This window comes from Bacillus sp. FSL L8-0199, assembly GCF_038005705.1.
Classification (GTDB): domain Bacteria; phylum Bacillota; class Bacilli; order Bacillales; family Bacillaceae_G; genus Bacillus_A; species Bacillus_A cereus.
Map to the genome: position 1 here is coordinate 4,326,953 of NZ_JBBOTS010000001.1, position 19,479 is coordinate 4,346,431.

Genomic DNA, 19,479 nt, shown 5'->3' on the forward strand with positions numbered 1-19,479 from the left:
CACAAAAAAGAGGGATGTGCGACTTTTTTCGCTATCCCTCCCCATTTCACTGTTTTTTCGTAATGTATTTTTGCTTTAATGCATTATGCTCTTCTAATGTTTTCGCATAGTACACTTCACCACTTGGTGCAGCTAAGAAATAATAATAATCTGTTTGCGCAGGTTCTAACGCAGCTTCTACTGAATGTTTACCAGAGTTTGCGATTGGCCCTACCGGCAATCCTTTTACAACATACGTATTGTACGGTGAGTTGACCTTTAAATCTTCGTATAATACACGTTGTTTATGCTTTCCAAGTGCATATAATACCGTTGGATCCGTTTGAAGCGGCATACCTTTTGCTAAACGATTATAAAAGACACTAGAGATCTTTTGACGATCTGTAAAACCAGTTGCCTCTTCTTCAATAAGTGAAGATAATGTTAAAAGCTGATGAACATCCCAATTCTTCGCTTTCATTGTCGCCTCATTTTGAACAATGATTGCATTTGTTTTCTCAAGCATTGGAATTACAATTTCTTCTAACGTCGTATCTTTCTTATAAAACGAATACGTTGCAGGATATAAATAACCTTCTAATGGGTATTTAATATTGCTATCAAAGATTTTATCCGTTAATAACTTCGGATACTTTTGCTGCATTTTTTGAATAAATGCTTTATCGTTTAATTGACGCGTAACATCATCTTTATTCCACTTTAGTTCTGTCGCAATCGTTTCTGCAATTTCAGTTACTTGCGCCCCTTCTTTAATCGTCACTTTATAAAGAGCTGGACGATGCACATTGCCAGATGACATTTGTTCGATCACATCTTCAGCACTCATTGAAGGGTTTAATAAATATGTACCTGCTTGTAAACTTTTCGATTTAGCCTTTGTATAAAAACTAAAAACTGTACCGTTTTTCACAGCACCTTTTTCTTCTAAAATTTCTCCAATTTTACTTGTAGATGATCCTTTCGGAATTTCTACTTCAATCTCTTTTTTATTCCCGCTATCAACTGGTCCTAATGCGGATGAAATATACGCATAGACTGAACCACAAACTAAAAGCAGTGCAATAATCGAAAATAAAAAGATACGTCTACGCTTCTTTTTCACTTGATTCTCTATCAAAACATTTCCTCCTTACTTAATTGTAGACCGTATGTACACCTTTCTATACAGCACGATGTAAAAACGCAAAAAATTCACTTATCTTTTTTAATTGACACTTTATTTTTCTACAATCCGTCTCATTATACTACAAAGACTTACACAGTTTCGACAAAAAATCTTTCATTTTACATATAAATACAAAAAAAAGATGGACTGTATGTCGTCCATCTTTTCAGTACTTATTATTCAGCTTCTTGCTCATCAGCTAGAGTGTTGAACATTTCTTGTACCATTTCCCACTCTTCTTCAGATTCGATTGGAAGTAAAGTTCCGCCCTCTTCTTCATTTTGCTCATAAGCCATTGCATCATAAATTTGGTCTCCATCTTCGTCTACTTCACCGATTGGAGAGAAGACTACGTACGATTTTTTTCCAAATTTTTCAGCGTCAAAAGTGAAAATAATTTCACATAAATGTTCGTTACCTTTTTCGTCTACAATTGTAATTTGATTTTCTTCCATTTTGGTCACCTCTTATTTACTATCTAAAAATCCTTGTAAGATTACGACTGCAGCCATCTTATCAATTACTTGCTTTCGCTTCTTACGGCTTACATCGGCTGAAATGAGCAGACGTTCCGCTGCCATTGTTGACAAACGCTCGTCCCACATTACAACGTCTAATTGTAACAGCTCTCGTAGGTTTTCTGCAAATTGTTGGCACGCTTCACCACGCGGGCCAATTGTACCATTCATATTTTTAGGTAAACCTACTACTATCTTGTCCACATTGTACTGCTTTACTAACTCAGAAATACGATCAAAACCAAAGTGACCTCGTTCTTCGTTAATCTTAATTGTTTCTAATCCTTGTGCTGTCCAGCCCATTTCGTCGCTAATTGCAACTCCGACTGTTTTTGTACCTACATCTAAACCTAATATCCGCATAAACTACTCCTCACGATGATGTTTCAAGTAAGACTTCACAAGCTCTTCAATTAACTCATCACGTTCAAGCTTGCGAATGATGCTACGTGCATCTTTATGGCGAGGTATGTATGCTGGGTCTCCACTTAATAAATAACCGACGATTTGGTTAATCGGATTATAACCTTTTTCTTGAAGTGCATCATACACAGTTAAAAGTACATCATTTACATGGACACTCTGTTTTTCATCTTGAATGCTAAACTTCATTGTTTTATCAAAACCGTCCATTTCAAGCACCTCACTTATATAGTAAGTATAGGGAGAAGAACTTCTCCTCTCCCTACCATTGTACACTACTATCTCTTTATTTTGAAACAGATTTAACGTACTCTTGTACAAATGCTAAAGCTTCTTCGACTTGAGCTGGGTTTTTACCCCCTGCTTGTGCCATATCAGGACGGCCGCCACCGCCACCGCCGCAACGAGAAGCTACTTCTTTCACAAGTTTACCAGCATGGTAACCTTGGCTAATTAAGTCTTTCGTTACACCTGCTAGGATGTTTACTTTATCGTCATTAACAGACGCTAATACAACAACTGCTGACTCTAATTTATTTTTCAAGTCATCCATCATCGTACGTAAGTTGTTCATATCTGCAACATTTACTTTCGCTGCTAATACATTCACCCCATCAACTGTCATTACAGAATCAGTTAAGTTTCCAGCTTCGATATTGCTTAATTTCGCAGCAAGAGATTCATTTTCTTTTTGCAGTTGTTTCACTTCAGCAAATAGACCATCAACTCTTGTTAAAATATCTTTCGGATTTGTTTTCATTTTTCCTGCTGCTTCTTTTAATAAACCTACTTGATCGTTCATTAATTCGTATGCAGACTTACCAGTTACTGCTTCAATACGACGAGTTCCTGCACCGATACCAGATTCAGCAACGATTTTGAAAATACCGATAGAAGCTGTATTATCAACGTGACAACCACCACAAAGCTCTAAGCTGTAATCGCCAACTTGTACAACGCGTACAACATCTCCGTATTTTTCACCGAATAATGCCATTGCGCCCATTTCTTTCGCTTCTTCAATTGCTTTTTGAGAAATCTCAACATCAATACTTTCCCAAATTTTCTCGTTTACCATACGCTCAATTTTTTCTAATTCGTCAGCTTGTACTTGACCGAAGTGAGAGAAGTCAAAGCGTAGACGTTCAGAAGTTACAAGAGAACCTGCTTGGTTAACGTGTGTTCCAAGTACGTCTTTTAATGCTTGGTGTAGTAAATGAGTTGCTGTATGATTTTTTACAACGCTACTACGATTTTTCGTATCGATAATAGCTTTTACAGCCGCATCTTTCGTTAATGTTCCTTCTTCAACAACAACTTTATGCAAGTTTTGGCCGTTTGGTGCTTTTTGTACGTCTTTTACAAGAACTTTCACACCATCTGCAAGAAGGTAACCACGGTCTGCAATTTGTCCACCGCTCTCAGCATAGAATGGTGTTACATCAAGAATTAACTGTCCTTCTTCACCAGCTTGTAAGCTGTCTGTGTATTCGCCGTTTTTCACAAGTGCAACAACGTTACTTTCTGTTGCAACTGTACCGTAACCAACGAATTCGCTCGCTACTTTAATTTCTCCAAGGACACCACCTTGAACTTGCATAGAATCAACGTCTTGACGAGCAGCACGTGCACGCTCACGTTGTTTTTCCATTTCATTTTCAAAACCTTCATGATCAACTGTCATGCCAGCTTCTTCTGCATATTCTTCTGTTAATTCAATTGGGAAACCGTATGTGTCATATAGACGGAACGCATCTACTCCAGAAATAACAGTTGTTTTTTCTTCTTTTGCTTTTGCAATTACTTCAGCTAAAATCGCTTCACCATCATGAAGTGTTTCATGGAAACGCTCTTCTTCGTTCTTCACAACTTTCGCAATGAAATCTTTCTTTTCAAGTACTTCTGGATAGAAGTCTTTCATTACTTCTCCAACAACCGGTACTAATTCAAACATAAATGGACGGTTGATGTTTAATTTCTTCGAATAACGAACAGCGCGGCGTAATAAACGACGTAATACATAACCACGGCCTTCGTTAGATGGAAGAGCACCGTCACCAACAGCGAATGTTACTGTACGGATATGGTCAGCAATTACTTTGAATGCCATATCTTTTTCTAAATCGCCATTACGATATTTTTCACCAGAAATTGTTTCTGTTGCACCAATCATCGGCATGAATAGGTCTGTATCAAAGTTTGTAGGCACATCTTGAACGATAGATGTCATACGCTCTAGACCCATCCCTGTATCAATGTTTTTCTTAGGAAGTGGTGTATATGAACCGTCTGGATTATGGTTAAATTGAGAGAATACAAGGTTCCATACTTCTAAGTAACGTTCGTTTTCTCCGCCTGGATATAATTCTGGGTCACTAAAGTCATTACCGTAAGCTTCTCCGCGGTCATAGAAAATCTCTGTATTCGGTCCACTTGGGCCTTCACCGATATCCCAGAAGTTTTCTTCTAAGCGGATAATACGCTCTTTGGGAACGCCCATTTTCTCATTCCAAATTGTGAATGCTTCTTCATCTTCTGGATGGATTGTAACTGATAGTAATTCTTTATCGAATCCGATCCATTTGTCGCTCGTTAAGAATTCCCAAGCCCAAGTAATTGCTTCTTCTTTAAAGTAATCACCGATTGAGAAGTTTCCTAACATTTCAAAGAATGTATGGTGGCGAGCTGTTTTCCCTACGTTTTCAATATCGTTTGTACGAATTGATTTTTGGGCATTTGTAATACGTGGATTTTGCGGGATTACACGTCCATCAAAATATTTTTTTAATGTCGCTACACCACTGTTAATCCATAACAGAGATGGATCTTCATGCGGAACTAGTGATGCACTAGGTTCTACTGCATGTCCTTTTTCTTGGAAAAAGTCTAAAAACATTTGACGAATTTGTGCGCCTGTTAGTTGTTTCATTGTATTTTCCTCCTTAAATATAAAAAACTCCCGTCCCTATAAAAGGGACGAGAGTTAACTCGCGATACCACCCTAATTATGAATTGATTACAATAACAATCAATTCATCACCTCATGGTGCCGTAACGTGGCAAGACGGCAGTGATTAGCTGCTCTCAGGATTAGCTTTCTGTTACCCTTCATTTAAAGCTTCTTTCAGCCATATGGAAGCTTCTCTCTATAAATGGACTGTAACGTACTTGTTCCGTCATTGATTTAATGTATTATATGACTAAATATAATAGAATTCTCTTAAGTTTGTCAATGTAGATAATCATTTATATTGGATTAATTACTTATTAATCATAAGTATTCTACTATTCATTCTTAACAGCCTTTTCATATAGTATGCATTTATTAATAAATCGGAATCTCCTTATAAGAATAATTTATAAAAATTTCTAAATATTACTTTTTTTGTTATAATTAAATTATTGTTAATAAAATAAAGGAGCGATCACAATGACAACCTTACTTAGCAAAGCTAAAAACATATTAGCGACTGACGAAACGATATTATTTTACGCAGCATGTTCATTAGACATATTTATTTATCGTTCCGTCGCAAGGCCAGGATTGCTAATTTTAACGAACAAAAGGCTATTCTTTTATGGGCCAGATATAAGTAAGAATCCAATATTTGAAGAGTACTCTTTCGCAAAAATTTCTAATCTAAAAGAACAAAAGCGTCTTTTCAACAATCAAATTGTATTTATGTATGATAACGAATGGAAAAAAATAAAACATATTCAAACAAATGATGTGAGCTCCCTCGTTCAAAAGATACACGAGCAGCTTTCTAAATAAATAAATATATGATTAGCCCTCTATTTCTTACATAGAGGGCTTCTATACTTACACATCTTCTTTTTTCAAGAGAGGTCTCACATGAACAATGACAGTGCGAATAACTGCTAAAATCGGAACCGATATTAGCAATCCTACAATCCCAGCTACCTCTCCCCCAACTAGTAAGGCAAGCATAATAATAACGGGATGCATACGAAGTGACTTACCAACGATGTAAGGCGATAAAATGTTACTCTCCACAAATTGCAAAATCGCAATTGTGATCCCCGCCTTAATAAGTAAACTCGTTGATACTGTTGCTGCAATCATTAACGTCGGGATTGCTCCTAAAATAGGACCGAAGTACGGGATTATATCCGTTACCCCAATAATAATGCCAAGCAATAATGGATATTTCATACCGATAAACCAAAAAGAAAGAGCTGATACTCCCCCTAATACTAAACAAACAAATAACTGTCCTCGAATATAACTTCCAAGTGATTTATCAATTTCTTTCGCAAGCATTTGCCCCGTACCTCGCCATTTACTTGGGACTAGTTTCCAAAAGATATGATAAAACTCACCATAATCTTTTAATATGTAAAATACAATGAACGGTATTAAGAAAATAATGAGCAATGAATCGAGTACACCACGAGCTGTACTCATCACTTTATTTAAAAGCGCTTGAATCTTCGTTTCCACACCCACAAAAAGTTGTTTCACCTTTTCATGAATGAACGAAGGGAAATTCGCCGTTTGTTCTGTAACGCCATCCATCCACGAATCGTACATTTTTGTAAACTGCGGAAATTGTTCATTAATCTCTTGTAACTGCTTAATAACGACTGGTGTTCCTTTATAAATCCCATAACCAATTCCGCCAAAGAAAAGGATATAAATGAGCAAAATGGCAAGTGTACGGGGCATCCCTTCCTTATGAATTTTTTCAATTAAAGGGTGCAATAAATACGCAATAAAACACGCGATAAGAAACGGCGTAATCGCTACTTTAAATACAAAAATAATCGGTGCCCATAGCGGCTTAATTTTTAAAAAGACGAGCAGACAAAGAAAAACAAGTAACAATAATCCTAAACGATATATCCAAATGATTTTAAGATTCTTCACATGAAAAACCTCCTCCACCTTTATTTTGAAAATAAATGGGGTAGGTTATGTGCGAAACTTTTAAAATCTTTTCATACGGACCATACTGTTTTTTAAAGACGTACATATAAATAACATAACAAGGACAACCACCCCTGAGAATACAGCATGAATTAATATAATCAGGAGGGCTAATTATGGTTTTGTTTATGCTTGGATTATCAGCACTTTTTATGATTCTTGAATGGATTTGTATCGGGTTCGGTATTTGGAAGGGATTCTTTATTCGTTCTTCACGTAAAGAAAAAGCGAAGCAATTATGGCAGTATGGAATACTTGGCGTTGGCTGCTACGGTCTATCTTATCTTTTCTCAGAAATCGGACTTTTTTATTTACATATGAGTGCATAAAAAAACTCCCTTGTCTATAAGGGAGTTTTTCACTTTATCGAAATGATTATAAGTAAGACTTAATCATCTTACGTGCTTTTTTCATATTGCGTTTTGAAAATACATCTTGCTTACGAGCATATTGATATGCTGCAGCTCCAACACCTAATGCGATTAATGAATTGCGTAGATTCAAAGTAAATCCCCCTTTTCGTTATCCGATCGTTCTTTCATTCTCATCAAATAAATCATCAAGAGAGCTTAGTGAACCATCTTCCTCAACTTGATGCGTATGGATTTTCCCCTTTGAAACCGATAATTCGATATAACAATTCCAGCAATAAAATTGGTTGACACCTATTTTTCCAATGTCTTTCCCTTTGCAATTTGGACAAATAAACATATGGCTTTCATCTCCTTACAGTCTCCCAGATTCTATTCGCCATTATGTCCAAACTGCATTCATTTATACATTTTACTGGAGCCTTTCAACGCTATGCGTTTGAAAGTTTCACTATATAATTTCACCTTGTTACATGAAATCATACGGTGAAATGTTTTCCACGTCCATTTCCTCGCCATTAACTGTGACCATCTGTACTTCTCCTTGTGATTCTTGCAAGCGACTAGCTAAGGTTGTTTGACGCATTGCATCATCAAGGCGATTTACACCAGATTGGAAAGCTGCTTCCTCTCCGCAAATAATAAGGAACTTCTTACTTCTTGTAATGCCCGTGTAAATTAAATTACGACGTAACATACGGTTGTAACTTTTCACGATTGGCATAATAACAATCGGAAATTCACTACCTTGTGATTTATGAATGGAACAACAATATGCATGCGTAATTTGATTTAAATCGGGCTTCGTATACGTTACCTCAATTCCGTCAAATGAAACGATAATCATATCTTGTTGCTCAACGTTTTCTTTCGCATAAAACACCGAAACAATTTCCCCAATATCACCATTAAACACTTGGCTCTCCGGCTGATTCACGAGTTGCAGTACTTTATCGCCTCTTCGGTACACAACATCACCGTAAGCAATTTCTTTACTCTTTTCCCTCTTCGGATTAAATACTTGTTGCAGCGCTTCGTTTAATACATTAATACCAGCAGGCCCGCGGTACATCGGTGCTAATACTTGTACATCTCTTGCGCTAAAGCCTTTTGTTTTAGCATTTTCACAAACTTTTTTCACAACCTCAACAATTTGAGCTCCTGTACAGCCGATAAATGAACGATCTTTTTGATTTTGTGCTAAATCTGGTGGTAGAGTTCCATTTTTTATCGCATGGGCAAGTTGAATCACTGATGAGCCTTCCGCTTGACGATAAATTTCAGTAAGCTTCACTGTCGGAACTGCGCCTGCATTTAATAAATCTTTTAATACTTGTCCAGGTCCTACAGATGGCAACTGATCTTCATCACCTACAACGATAACTTGAATGTTCGTCGGCAACGACTTAAATAGCTGATTTGCAAGCCAAATATCAACCATTGAAAATTCATCGATAATAAGGAGCTTACCTTGGACAGGATCCGTTTCATTACGCTGGAAAGATCCTTCTGGCGTCCAACCAAGTAAACGGTGAATTGTGCAAGCTGGAAGTCCTGTCGATTCACTCATTCGCTTCGCTGCTCTTCCTGTTGGAGCTGTTAATAGTATTGGAAATGGATTATCATCACTGTATTCATTCGGATTTAACGATAACCCGTGTAGTGATGCATACATTTCAACAATCCCTTTAATAACTGTTGTTTTCCCTGTTCCTGGTCCACCTGTCAATAACATCATCGGTTTATGAAGTGCTGTTTGAATTGCTTCTTGCTGAAACGGTGCATATTGTACGTTCAGTTGTTCTTCAATTTCACCTAACGTTTTTAACACTTCTGCTTCTGGAAATGAAGGTGTTTCTTCTTGATTCATAAGCCTGCGAATAGACTTTACAACACCTTTCTCAGAGTAGAATAACGTTGCTAAATACACTCGTTCTTCTTCTATGATGACTTTCCCTTCACTTTGCATCGTTTCAATACAACCTATAATATCTTCCTCAGTCACTCTTCCTTCTTGATTGTTTAAAAGTGACATCGTTTCTCTTACAAGTTGATCTTTCCTCATATAAACGTGACCAAGTTGTAATGAGACATTCTCTAATGTGTAAAAACATCCTGCGCGTACACGGTCGTCATGATTACCCGATATCCCTAACGCACGCCCTATATCATCCGCTCTTCCAAAACCAATCCCGTCCACTTCTTCGATAAGTTGATACGGATTATTACGAATCACTTCTAATGTCATCTCTTTATACTGCTGGTAAATCTTAATAGAAAGTTTCGTTCCAAAACCGTAGCCATTTAAAAAGCTCATTACTTTCTCTAACCCTTGATGTTCAACAATTGTCTCATATATTTCCTGAGCCTTTTGTTTATTAACAACACCATTTAATGCCTCAGGGTCATCCATAATTTTAGAAATAGCATGTTCTCCGAGATGGTCTACAATTTTTTCAGCTGTACGCTTTCCTATCCCTTTAAATAAATCACTCGCTAAATATTGCACCATACCTGCTTTTGTTTGCGGCAATTCTTTTTTAAATGTTTCAACCATATATTGTTTTCCATACTTTGGATGGTCCTTAAAATGACCTGTCAATGTAAACACTTCATCTTCATGCATGCGGGGAAAATGACCGTTTATCATTACTTTCTTTTCGTCATACGTTTCATTCGTTTCAATGACTTTCATACTGACAACGGAATAGAGGTTTTCTTCGTTGTGGAAAATGGTATGAAGAACTTGCGCTTTTATAAACTTTTTCTCTTCCTCAAACAAATCCATTGCATGTTGATTTCCCATTTTTCCTCTCCTTTCCGGTATTTTCACTTTAATGAGCAGTACATCCCCCACCTTTTTAGATGAGGGATAACTACCCATTAAACTATATTTTTATCTTATTCAGCTTCTTGCTCTAATAAACGAACGCCATTACCCGCTAAAAAGTGTTCTGGCTGAATTTCAGTTGCTTTCTTAAATAAAGCGAGAGCCTTCTCATTATTTTCCTCAAATACGTACGCAACACCTAAATTGTAATACGCATCTGCATGCTCCTCATCCATTTCTAATACCTTTTCAAAATAAGGTTTCGCCTCTTGAACGTGTTCTAGTCGCGCGAAGCAAAGTCCGCACTGGAATACAGCTTCTACATCGTTTTCATCTAATTCTGTTGCTCTTTGTAAGAATGGTAGTGCAAGACGATCATTTCCAAGCTGTACATGTGTGATACCTAACATAAATGTTACATCAGCTGATTGTAATCCAGCTTGCATTGCTTGTTCAAATACAGCTTTCGCTTCAGTAAATTGCTCTTGGCCATAATATACATTTCCTAAACCATAGTAGGCTGCTGCAGATTTATCATCTAACTCTAGTGCACGTTTATAAAATAAAATCGCTCGCTCGCTATCACCTAATACGTCTAATAAATTTGCAAAATTAATGTATCCAAGCGCATCTTTCGGATTTTCTTCGATTGCTTCTGTAAAATTTTTAGCTGCTTCTTCCCAGTTTCCTTCTTGCATATATTGAATACCTGTTTCAAGTTTGTTTGACATGTCCTTCACCTCTACAACAAATTATAACAAAGAATGTATTTTCCAAGCGAACGAAAATTCGCTTTATGTAAAAGAAACCTCTAACCGCTAATCGGCAGAGGCTTCTCATTTATCCTAAATAATCCAATTTCTTACCACTACGGTATACTTCATCAATTGTAGCACCGCCTAAGCACTCATCTCCATCATAGAAAACGACTGCTTGTCCTGGTGTAATTGCACGAATTGGCTCATCACAAAGAATACGAACTGTATTTTCATCAACGATTTGAACCGTTACTTTATTGTCTTCTTGACGATAACGGAATTTCGCCGTGCACTTAAATTCTGTTTCTTTTTCTTTGTTACTTACCCATCCTACATTCGTAGCAATAACTTCATCACCATATAGAAGTTCGTTATGGAATCCTTGATCAACATATAAAATGTTTTCTTTTAGATTTTTTCCAACAGCAAACCATGGATCACCATTACCACCAATTCCAAGGCCATGACGTTGTCCAATTGTATAATACATTAAACCGTCATGCTTCCCTTTCACTTCACCAGATAATGTTTGCATTACACCTGGTTGTGCCGGTAAGTAATTACTTAAGAAATCTTTAAAGTTACGCTCACCAATGAAGCAAATACCTGTACTATCTTTTTTCGCCGCTGTCGCTAAGCCAGCTTCTTTCGCCATTTCACGAATTTGCGGTTTCTTTAATTCACCTAACGGGAACATTGTTTTTGATAATTGCTCTTGGCTTAATTGATTTAAGAAATATGTTTGATCTTTATTGTCATCAACACCGCGAAGCATTTTATATTCGCCGTCCATATAAGCAACACGTGCATAATGGCCTGTTGCCACATAATCCGCACCAAGCGCAATTGCATGCTCTAAAAATGCTTTAAATTTAATTTCTTTATTACACATTACATCTGGGTTTGGTGTACGACCAGCTCGGTACTCATCTAAGAAGTACGTAAATACTTTATCCCAGTATTGTTTTTCAAAGTTTACTGCATAATACGGAATACCAATTTGGTTACACACTTCAATTACATCATTGTAATCTTCTGTTGCTGTGCAGACACCATTCTCATCTGTATCATCCCAGTTTTTCATAAAAATTCCGATTACATCATAACCTTGCTCTTTTAATAAAAGTGCTGCTACAGATGAATCGACGCCACCGGACATTCCGATGACAACGCGTGTTTCGTGAGGTAGTTTGTTCATCATGTCACCTCCCATGCTAATTTTGTGTTAATCGCTTCACGATTTTCACTGTTTCGTACGCCGCTTTTTCAATTTGCTCTTTCGTATTTCCAAGTCCAAAACTAAAGCGTACGGATGAACGTATTTGATCGGAGTCTTTTCCAAACATCGCTACTAATACATGTGATGGATCAATCGAACCAGCTGTACAAGCAGAACCACTTGATACTGCAATGCCAGCTAAGTCTAAGTTCACAAGGAAAGGTTCAATGTTCATTCCTGTAAAACTTACATTAAGTACATGCGGTAAGCGATGTTCTAAGTTTCCGTTTACCTCGAAAGTAATGCCTTCATTTTTGAAGACAGATACCATTATATCTTTAAACTCTTCATATTGGGCATTTTTTTGCTCACGAGTTTTTTCAGCTATAAGAATTGCATACTGAAGCCCAGCAATACTAGGCACATTTTCCGTACCAGCACGGCGTTTTCTTTCTTGCTCTCCGCCTATTAATAACGGTTCAAATTTCACATTTGCACCAGCGTATAAGAAACCTACACCTTTTGGCCCGTTAATTTTATGAGCTGAAATTGATAATAAATCAATACCAAACTCTTTCACATTAATTTCTACTAAACCGTAAGCTTGTACCGCATCTGTATGGAAATACGCTTGATGCTCTTTTAACAGCTTTCCTATTTCCACAATCGGTTGCATCGTCCCTACTTCATTATTCCCAAACATAACAGATACAAGAATCGTCTCTTCTGTTAATGCCTTTTGTATGTCAGAAACTTGAATGCGCCCGGTTTCATCGACAGGTAAATATGTCACTTCAAACCCTTCACGCTCTAACAATTCGCACGTATGCAAAATCGCATGATGTTCAATTTGCGTCGTTATAATGTGGTTACCTTTATGACGGTTCGCACGTGCTACACCGATAAGCGCTAAATTATCAGCTTCTGTACCACCGCTCGTAAATATAATTTCATTCGGATTCGCATGAATGCTGCGTGCACACACTCTTCTCGCCTCATCTACTGTGTGACGAGTTTGACGTCCATAAAAGTGAATACTAGACGGGTTCCCGAATATTTCTGTCATATATGGAATCATCTTTTCGACCACTTCTGGGTGAGTCGGAGATGTCGCAGCATGATCTAAGTAAATGCGTTCCATTAAATCTCCTTCTTTCCAAATCGTTTCACAAGGAATTAAATGTAAAACATATAGCCCCCGTGATTTTCTTCCTCATAACGTACTAAATCTTCTAACGTTGTACTATCTAACACTTCTTGCACCGCATCACGAACACGCATCCATAACTGGCGCTGCGCTGGCTCTTCTTCTTCTATCATTTCTACAACACTAATCGGTCCCTCTAATACACGGATTACATCCCCAGCTGTAATGTTAGCCGGTTGATCAGATAATACATATCCGCCATATGCCCCGCGCGTACTCTTTACAAGACGAGCGTTACGAAGTGGTGAAATTAATTGCTCTAAGTAATGCTCAGATAAGTCATGCGCCTGCGCAATTGATTTTAATGAAATCGGACCTTCACCAAACTTTTTTGCAAGATCAATCATAATTGTTAAGCCATAGCGGCCTTTCGTTGAAATTTTCATCTATTTTGCACCTCTTTTCAAATTTTCACTTCTATTGGTTATATCTTATTTATAAAAAGAACACAATTTAAAATCCTATGAAATTATAGCATAATATAGTATTATAAGAAATTTCAACTTGTGTATCAAAATGATAACATAAAATCACATTGAAAAACTCGGAAATTATTACAATTGAAAGAAAAATGAAAATATTATCCTTCATTTTTCCCATAAAACAGCATCCTATTTCAAATTTCGTAGAAAAAAATGATACGATAGAACGAGATTATATATTAAGGGAGACGGTCCAAATGAAACAACCACTCGCACATCGAATGCGCCCTACAAATATTCAAGAAATTATTGGGCAACAACATTTAGTTGGTGAAGGAAAGATTTTATGGCGAATGGTCCAAGCCAATCATTTTCAATCTATGATTTTATACGGTCCTCCAGGTACAGGAAAAACATCCATTGCCAGTGCAATTGCTGGAAGTACCGGTACCCCGTTTCGTCTATTGAACGCTGTTACTCACAATAAAAAAGATATGGAAGTTGTCGTGCAAGAAGCGAAGATGCATCGGCACCTCGTTTTAATTTTAGATGAAGTTCACCGTCTAGATAAAGCAAAGCAAGACTTTCTATTACCTCACTTAGAAAGCGGACTTCTTACTTTAATTGGTGCAACGACAAGTAATCCATTCCATGCAATAAACTCCGCTATTCGAAGCAGGTGTCAAATTTTCGAATTACACGCACTAACAGAAGATGATATTTTAATTGGGTTAAAAAGAGCTTTAGAAGATAAAGAAAAAGGCCTTGGAGAATATGCTGTAACGGTAACAGATGAAGCACTACATCACTTTGCAAATGCCTCTGGTGGTGATATGCGTTCCGCTTATAACGCACTTGAGCTTGCTGTATTATCTAGCTTTACTACAGACGATCAAGCGGCTGAAATCACACTCGAGATTGCGGAAGAATGCTTACAAAAGAAGAGCTTCGTTCACGACAAAGGCGGCGATGCTCATTATGACGTATTATCAGCATTTCAAAAATCAGTGCGCGGAAGTGATGTAAATGCAGCGCTCCATTATTTAGCACGCCTTATTGAAGCAGGTGATTTACAAAGTATTGGCAGACGCCTTCTTATTATGGCTTATGAAGATATTGGACTTGCTAGCCCACAAGCTGGACCACGTACACTAGCTGCAATTGAATCAGCTGAACGAGTTGGATTCCCAGAAGCACGCATCCCACTTGCAAATGCCGTTATCGAGCTATGCTTATCACCAAAATCAAATTCAGCTTATAAAGCACTTGATGCTGCATTACACGATTTACGCAACGGTCAAACAGGTGACATTCCAAGCCATTTAAAAGATAGTCATTACAAAGGCGCAGAATCACTTGGAAGAGGCATTGGATATTTATATCCACACGACCATCCAAATGGCTGGGTAAGGCAACAATACTTACCTGATAAAATAAAAAACAAGCAATATTATAAACCGAAAACGACAGGGAAATTTGAGCAAGCCCTTTCTACTGTTTATGAAAGATTACAAACTTCGAATAAAACGAAAAATAAAGGGTAACATAAACGAAAACGTCACCATTATGGAGGCTTCGCTTATGAAAACACGTCAAGATGCATGGACAAAAGAAGATGATCTCCTTTTAGCAGAAACTGTTTTACGACATATTCGCAGCGGAAGTACACAAATAAAAGCATTTGATGAAGTCGGCGATACGTTGAACCGGACTTCAGCAGCTTGCGGCTTTAGATGGAATGCTGAAGTAAGGCCGAATTACGAAGATGCTGTGCAGCTTGCGAAGAAACAACGTAAAGAATTAAAGCGCTTTGAAGCTAAAATAGAAAAAAATCAGTTCACGAAAACGAAACAACTCGTAATCGATGCTGAGTTTTCTGAAGATATTACGCCAAGTAAACAAGAACTTACGATGCAAAATGTCATCTCATTTTTGCAAAACTTGGAGCATAATAACCCTTCACTCGCAAAGTTGCAAACTGAAAATGATGTATTACAAGCTCAGCTCACTTCTCTGCAAAAAACGAATCATGAACTTGAAACGAAATTAGCGGTACTCACAAAAAAACAACAAGCAATCGAAGAAGATTACGCGATGCTTGTTCGAATTATGGATCGTGCTCGAAAACTTGTTTCAGTCGAAGAGCAAGAAGAGCAAATTGCCCCGATTTTCAAAACAGATCAAAATGGAAATTTAGATATTATTTATTCTGCAGAGAATTAAAAACAGGGATGTCACTTTTTTGACTAAGTGACATCCCTGTTTGTTTCTTTGGTGGAGAGTATATATGTATGTGTCGGTAAATGAAATTACACCGACGATTTTTCAAATATATCTATCGTAACTCAAAATATATCAACGATTTTTTTAATATATCGATGATTCGACAAGAAATATCCCTCCCTATCACACAAGAAAACTCTCGGTATAGATTAGATATTTTTTACTAAAATGTTATTATAAACATATACATTTTAAGGGCGATGGTTGCTATTTCATTAATAGTCTTCAAAATAACACTCGGTATTCTCTTTCTAATATTAGGTCTTTTTACCATTAAGAGTTTAAAAAAGATTTCCGCCTATAAGTCGGATAAATACGATTATTCTTTATTAGGATTACTTACATTCGAATTATTAGTATTGCAAATATCTGCAATTCTTTAAAACATAATAGAAAAAGCATATACCCTTGACGGATATATGCTTTCTTTTTATTCTTGCCCTACACGCTTCACTTCAACGTTTTTAATACGTTCACGTACAACGTGACTTGCCATGATTAAGCCTGCCACAGATGGTACGAATGCATTTGATGAAGGCGGTAATTTCGCTTTACGAATTTTTGCATTTTCGTCTGGTACGATTTCTTTACGTACCTCTTCACGAATTACGATTGGGTTTTCGTCAGAGAAGACAACTTTTACACCTTTTTTAATACCCTCTTTACGAAGCTTCGTACGAATGACTTTCGCAATTGGATCTGTATGTGTTTTAGAAATGTCCGCAATACGGAAACGAGTTGGATCCATTTTATTTGCTGCACCCATACATGAGATAATTTTAATTTTACGACGTAAACATTGTTTAATTAAATGGATTTTGAACGTAATCGTATCAGATGCATCCACTACGAAATCTAAACCGTGCTTAAAGAACTCTTCATATGTTTCATCTGTATAAAACATTTCAAGTCCAATTACTTCACACTCTGGGTTAATGTCTGCGATACGCTCTTTCATTAATTCTACTTTTGAACGTCCTACAGTAGATACTAAAGCGTGAATTTGACGGTTTACGTTTGTAATATCTACAACGTCTTTATCAACTAATACAAGACGTCCAACGCCAGAACGTGCTAACGCTTCAGCTGCAAAAGAGCCTACGCCGCCAATTCCTAAAATACCGACTGTACTATTTTTTAATATTTCAAGTCCTTCTTTACCGAAGGCTAATTCATTACGTGAAAATTGATGTAACATTCAGCTCTACACTCCTATTACAAAAATGGTCTACCATGTATTCTAGCGTTTTTCCGACTATTTGTATAGAAAAAGTTATAGAATTCCTAAAAATACATATTTCGATAATGAAAACATAGTGTAAACCGGTCTTTTTTTACTTCCTTTCAATACACGTTTAAAAAGGAGGATTTAGAGAACCGAGCAGATCGAGGCGCTGAAGCCAGGAGGAGCGCAGTGTAGAAATACTACTCGAGCACCGAACTGGCGAAGCAACGATGAGATGCGACAGTTATCTAAACCGGACTTTTTAAACAACCTCTCAAAAAAAGTCTAGATGGTATTAGTATAACCATCTAGACCCTATTCTTACTTCTCTTCTTTTAAGCTTAATTTTAAGTTTAACTCTTCAAGCTGTGCTTCTGCAACTGGGCTTGGAGCTTCTGTTAATAAGCAGCTTGCGCTTGCTGTTTTCGGGAATGCAATTGTATCACGAAGGTTCGTACGGCCTGCAAGCAGCATAACAAGACGATCTAAACCTAATGCAATACCGCCGTGTGGTGGTGTACCGTATTCGAATGCTTCTAATAAGAATCCGAATTGCTCTTGCGCTTCTTCTTGTGAGAATCCAAGTGCTTTGAACATTTTTTCTTGTACGTCACGCTCGTAAATACGAAGTGATCCACCACCAAGCTCATAACCGTTTAATACAAGGTCATATGCTTGTGCACGTGCTTTTTCTGGTGCTGTTTCTAGTAACTCAACGTCTTCACGGAATGGCATTGTGAATGGGTGGTGAGCTGCGAAGTAACGATCTGCATCTTCATCGTACTCAAGAAGTGGCCAATCCGTTACCCATAGGAAATTAAATTTACTTTCATCAATTAACTCAAGCTCTTTACCTAGACGTAAACGAAGTGCGCCTAAGCTATCTGCAACAACGCTCTTCTTATCTGCTACGAATAGTAATAAGTCGCCAGCAGTAGCTTCTAATGTGCTCATTAACACATTTGCATCTTCTTCACCGAAGAATTTTGCAATCGGTCCTTTTAAACCGTCTTCTTCAACTTTAAGCCAAGCTAGACCTTTTGCACCGTATACTTTCACGAATTCAGTTAATGCATCGATGTCTTTACGAGAATATTTACTTGCAGCACCTTTTGCATTGATTGCTTTTACTTGTCCGCCGCTTTCTACAGCACTTGTAAACACTTTAAAGCCACAACCTGCTGCAAACTCAGATAAGTCTGTTAGTTCCATTTCAAAGCGTGTATCTGGCTTATCAGAACCGTAGCGAGCCATTGCATCAGCATATTTCATACGAGGGAATGGTGCACTAACTTCTACACCTTTTGCATCCTTCATAACTTTCGTCATCATACGCTCCATCATATCTAAAATTTCATCTTGTGTTAAGAATGAAGCTTCGATATCAATTTGCGTGAATTCCGGTTGACGATCCGCACGTAAATCTTCATCACGGAAACAACGTGCTACTTGATAGTAACGCTCAAATCCGCCGACCATAAGAAGCTGTTTAAATAACTGTGGTGACTGTGGTAGTGCATAGAATTCACCATCATGCACACGACTTGGTACTAAATAGTCACGAGCTCCTTCTGGCGTGCTTTTCGTTAAAATTGGTGTTTCTACTTCTAAGAACTCTTCTGTGTCTAAGAAGTTACGAATTGTTTTCGTTACGTCATGACGCATTTTGAATGTGTTAAACATTACTGGGCGACGTAAGTCTAAATAACGATATTTTAAACGCACATCTTCTGATGCATCTGTATCATCAGCAATGATGATTGGCGTTGTTTTCGCTGCATTTAGTACATTTACTTTTGTTGCTTGTACTTCAATACGACCAGTTGCCATATTGTCATTAATTGCGCCTTCACCACGTTCAACAACTGTACCTTCTACGTGTAATACGTATTCGCTACGAATTGTTTCTGCTACTTCTAACGCTTCTTTTGATGTTTCTGGGTTAAATACAACTTGCACGATACCTGTACGGTCACGTAAGTCGATAAAGATTAATCCACCTAAGTCACGGCGTTTTTGTACCCAACCTTTTAATTGAACTGTTTGTCCAACAGCTTCTACTGTTACTTTTCCACATGCATGTGTTCTTTCAGCCACTGTAAGTTCC

At 37.5% G+C, this 19,479-nt stretch carries 19 protein-coding genes and 1 other annotated feature; of the genes, 4 read left to right on the forward strand and 15 right to left on the reverse strand.

From position 1 onward, the window contains the following. Nucleotides 1–46: 46 nt before the first annotated feature. The 5 genes from mltG to alaS all read right to left on the reverse strand — a co-directional run bounded on the left by mltG (nt 47) and on the right by alaS (nt 5,035). Nucleotides 47–1,117, reverse strand: a complete 1,071-nt coding sequence (gene mltG / locus NST86_RS22240) for an endolytic transglycosylase MltG (RefSeq protein ID WP_016118655.1) — start codon at nt 1,115–1,117, stop codon at nt 47–49. 224 nt (nt 1,118–1,341) lie between these two features. Further along, nucleotides 1,342–1,620, reverse strand: coding sequence for a DUF1292 domain-containing protein (locus NST86_RS22245; RefSeq protein ID WP_000392247.1), 279 nt, complete (start codon nt 1,618–1,620; stop codon nt 1,342–1,344). Between the two features lie 12 nt (nt 1,621–1,632). After that, nucleotides 1,633–2,046: a Holliday junction resolvase RuvX gene (ruvX, locus tag NST86_RS22250; RefSeq protein WP_001221193.1), complete on the reverse strand. Its 414-nt coding sequence runs from the start codon at nt 2,044–2,046 to the stop codon at nt 1,633–1,635. 3 nt (nt 2,047–2,049) lie between these two features. Then, complete coding sequence (locus tag NST86_RS22255) at nt 2,050–2,316, reverse strand: IreB family regulatory phosphoprotein (RefSeq protein ID WP_000348590.1); 267 nt, start codon at nt 2,314–2,316, stop codon at nt 2,050–2,052. A 76-nt stretch (nt 2,317–2,392) separates the two neighbouring features. Next, nucleotides 2,393–5,035, reverse strand: a complete 2,643-nt coding sequence (alaS, locus tag NST86_RS22260) for an alanine--tRNA ligase (RefSeq protein WP_000811825.1) — start codon at nt 5,033–5,035, stop codon at nt 2,393–2,395. A 40-nt stretch (nt 5,036–5,075) separates the two neighbouring features. Continuing rightward, nucleotides 5,076–5,295 (reverse strand) — a binding site (T-box leader). Between the two features lie 241 nt (nt 5,296–5,536). Here alaS and NST86_RS22265 point away from each other — a divergent pair. After that, nucleotides 5,537–5,881, forward strand: coding sequence for a PH domain-containing protein (locus tag NST86_RS22265; RefSeq protein ID WP_061664889.1), 345 nt, complete (start codon nt 5,537–5,539; stop codon nt 5,879–5,881). Nucleotides 5,882–5,929: 48 nt separating this feature from the next. Here NST86_RS22265 and NST86_RS22270 read toward each other — a convergent pair whose 3' ends face one another. Further along, on the reverse strand, nt 5,930–6,997 hold the full coding sequence (locus NST86_RS22270; RefSeq protein WP_000793128.1) for an AI-2E family transporter: 1,068 nt from the start codon (nt 6,995–6,997) through the stop codon (nt 5,930–5,932). A gap of 176 nt (nt 6,998–7,173) precedes the next feature. On the opposite strand from NST86_RS22270, the gene NST86_RS22275 reads away from it, so the two are divergent. Continuing rightward, complete coding sequence (locus NST86_RS22275) at nt 7,174–7,386, forward strand: hypothetical protein (protein WP_000242539.1); 213 nt, start codon at nt 7,174–7,176, stop codon at nt 7,384–7,386. A gap of 46 nt (nt 7,387–7,432) precedes the next feature. Here NST86_RS22275 and NST86_RS22280 read toward each other — a convergent pair whose 3' ends face one another. From NST86_RS22280 to cymR, 7 genes are all read right to left on the reverse strand, one after another. Next, a complete protein-coding gene (locus tag NST86_RS22280) occupies nt 7,433–7,561 on the reverse strand; it encodes a YrzQ family protein (RefSeq protein WP_001053553.1) in 129 nt (42 codons plus the stop codon). A gap of 18 nt (nt 7,562–7,579) precedes the next feature. After that, nucleotides 7,580–7,768, reverse strand: a complete 189-nt coding sequence (locus tag NST86_RS22285) for a hypothetical protein (RefSeq protein WP_000469281.1) — start codon at nt 7,766–7,768, stop codon at nt 7,580–7,582. A 129-nt stretch (nt 7,769–7,897) separates the two neighbouring features. Next, nucleotides 7,898–10,234 (reverse strand): SF1B family DNA helicase RecD2, encoded by a 2,337-nt coding sequence (gene recD2, locus NST86_RS22290; protein ID WP_000528086.1) that lies wholly within the window; start codon nt 10,232–10,234, stop codon nt 7,898–7,900. Between the two features lie 95 nt (nt 10,235–10,329). Further along, nucleotides 10,330–10,989 carry a tetratricopeptide repeat protein gene (locus tag NST86_RS22295; protein WP_061664890.1) on the reverse strand — a complete coding sequence of 220 codons (660 nt, stop codon included), beginning with the start codon at nt 10,987–10,989 and terminating at the stop codon, nt 10,330–10,332. A 109-nt stretch (nt 10,990–11,098) separates the two neighbouring features. Next, on the reverse strand, nt 11,099–12,214 hold the full coding sequence (gene mnmA / locus NST86_RS22300; protein ID WP_001038010.1) for a tRNA 2-thiouridine(34) synthase MnmA: 1,116 nt from the start codon (nt 12,212–12,214) through the stop codon (nt 11,099–11,101). A gap of 16 nt (nt 12,215–12,230) precedes the next feature. Further along, nucleotides 12,231–13,376 carry a cysteine desulfurase family protein gene (locus NST86_RS22305; protein ID WP_000439893.1) on the reverse strand — a complete coding sequence of 382 codons (1,146 nt, stop codon included), beginning with the start codon at nt 13,374–13,376 and terminating at the stop codon, nt 12,231–12,233. Nucleotides 13,377–13,411: 35 nt separating this feature from the next. Continuing rightward, nucleotides 13,412–13,828 (reverse strand): cysteine metabolism transcriptional regulator CymR, encoded by a 417-nt coding sequence (cymR, locus tag NST86_RS22310; protein ID WP_000704116.1) that lies wholly within the window; start codon nt 13,826–13,828, stop codon nt 13,412–13,414. Between the two features lie 293 nt (nt 13,829–14,121). On the opposite strand from cymR, the gene NST86_RS22315 reads away from it, so the two are divergent. Together NST86_RS22315 and NST86_RS22320 are read left to right on the forward strand one after the other, a co-directional pair. Beyond that, nucleotides 14,122–15,408 carry a replication-associated recombination protein A gene (locus NST86_RS22315; RefSeq protein ID WP_000812919.1) on the forward strand — a complete coding sequence of 429 codons (1,287 nt, stop codon included), beginning with the start codon at nt 14,122–14,124 and terminating at the stop codon, nt 15,406–15,408. A gap of 37 nt (nt 15,409–15,445) precedes the next feature. Continuing rightward, nucleotides 15,446–16,087 (forward strand): RsfA family transcriptional regulator, encoded by a 642-nt coding sequence (locus NST86_RS22320; protein ID WP_340934309.1) that lies wholly within the window; start codon nt 15,446–15,448, stop codon nt 16,085–16,087. Nucleotides 16,088–16,577: 490 nt separating this feature from the next. On the opposite strand, the gene NST86_RS22325 is transcribed toward NST86_RS22320, so the two are convergent. Together NST86_RS22325 and aspS are read right to left on the reverse strand one after the other, a co-directional pair. Continuing rightward, nucleotides 16,578–17,345 carry a tRNA threonylcarbamoyladenosine dehydratase gene (locus NST86_RS22325; protein WP_000903176.1) on the reverse strand — a complete coding sequence of 256 codons (768 nt, stop codon included), beginning with the start codon at nt 17,343–17,345 and terminating at the stop codon, nt 16,578–16,580. 348 nt (nt 17,346–17,693) lie between these two features. Continuing rightward, complete coding sequence (gene aspS / locus NST86_RS22330) at nt 17,694–19,469, reverse strand: aspartate--tRNA ligase (RefSeq protein WP_000840898.1); 1,776 nt, start codon at nt 19,467–19,469, stop codon at nt 17,694–17,696. Nucleotides 19,470–19,479: the final 10 nt, after the last annotated feature.

Bases quoted from the DNA above. Each gene is read 5' to 3' on its own strand.
- ruvX (WP_001221193.1), bottom strand. From the start codon at position 2,046: ATGCGGATATTAGGTTTAGATGTAGGTACAAAAACAGTCGGAGTTGCA.
- NST86_RS22245 (WP_000392247.1), bottom strand. From the start codon at position 1,620: ATGGAAGAAAATCAAATTACAATTGTAGACGAAAAAGGTAACGAACAT.
- NST86_RS22285 (WP_000469281.1), bottom strand. From the start codon at position 7,768: ATGTTTATTTGTCCAAATTGCAAAGGGAAAGACATTGGAAAAATAGGT.
- NST86_RS22265 (WP_061664889.1), top strand. From the start codon at position 5,537: ATGACAACCTTACTTAGCAAAGCTAAAAACATATTAGCGACTGACGAA.
- mnmA (WP_001038010.1), bottom strand. From the start codon at position 12,214: ATGAACAAACTACCTCACGAAACACGCGTTGTCATCGGAATGTCCGGT.
- NST86_RS22275 (WP_000242539.1), top strand. From the start codon at position 7,174: ATGGTTTTGTTTATGCTTGGATTATCAGCACTTTTTATGATTCTTGAA.
- NST86_RS22315 (WP_000812919.1), top strand. From the start codon at position 14,122: ATGAAACAACCACTCGCACATCGAATGCGCCCTACAAATATTCAAGAA.
- alaS (WP_000811825.1), bottom strand. From the start codon at position 5,035: ATGAAACAACTAACAGGCGCACAAATTCGTCAAATGTTTTTAGACTTT.
- NST86_RS22320 (WP_340934309.1), top strand. From the start codon at position 15,446: ATGAAAACACGTCAAGATGCATGGACAAAAGAAGATGATCTCCTTTTA.
- NST86_RS22255 (WP_000348590.1), bottom strand. From the start codon at position 2,316: ATGGACGGTTTTGATAAAACAATGAAGTTTAGCATTCAAGATGAAAAA.
- recD2 (WP_000528086.1), bottom strand. From the start codon at position 10,234: ATGGGAAATCAACATGCAATGGATTTGTTTGAGGAAGAGAAAAAGTTT.
- NST86_RS22305 (WP_000439893.1), bottom strand. From the start codon at position 13,376: ATGGAACGCATTTACTTAGATCATGCTGCGACATCTCCGACTCACCCA.
- cymR (WP_000704116.1), bottom strand. From the start codon at position 13,828: ATGAAAATTTCAACGAAAGGCCGCTATGGCTTAACAATTATGATTGAT.
- NST86_RS22295 (WP_061664890.1), bottom strand. From the start codon at position 10,989: ATGTCAAACAAACTTGAAACAGGTATTCAATATATGCAAGAAGGAAAC.
- NST86_RS22325 (WP_000903176.1), bottom strand. From the start codon at position 17,345: ATGTTACATCAATTTTCACGTAATGAATTAGCCTTCGGTAAAGAAGGA.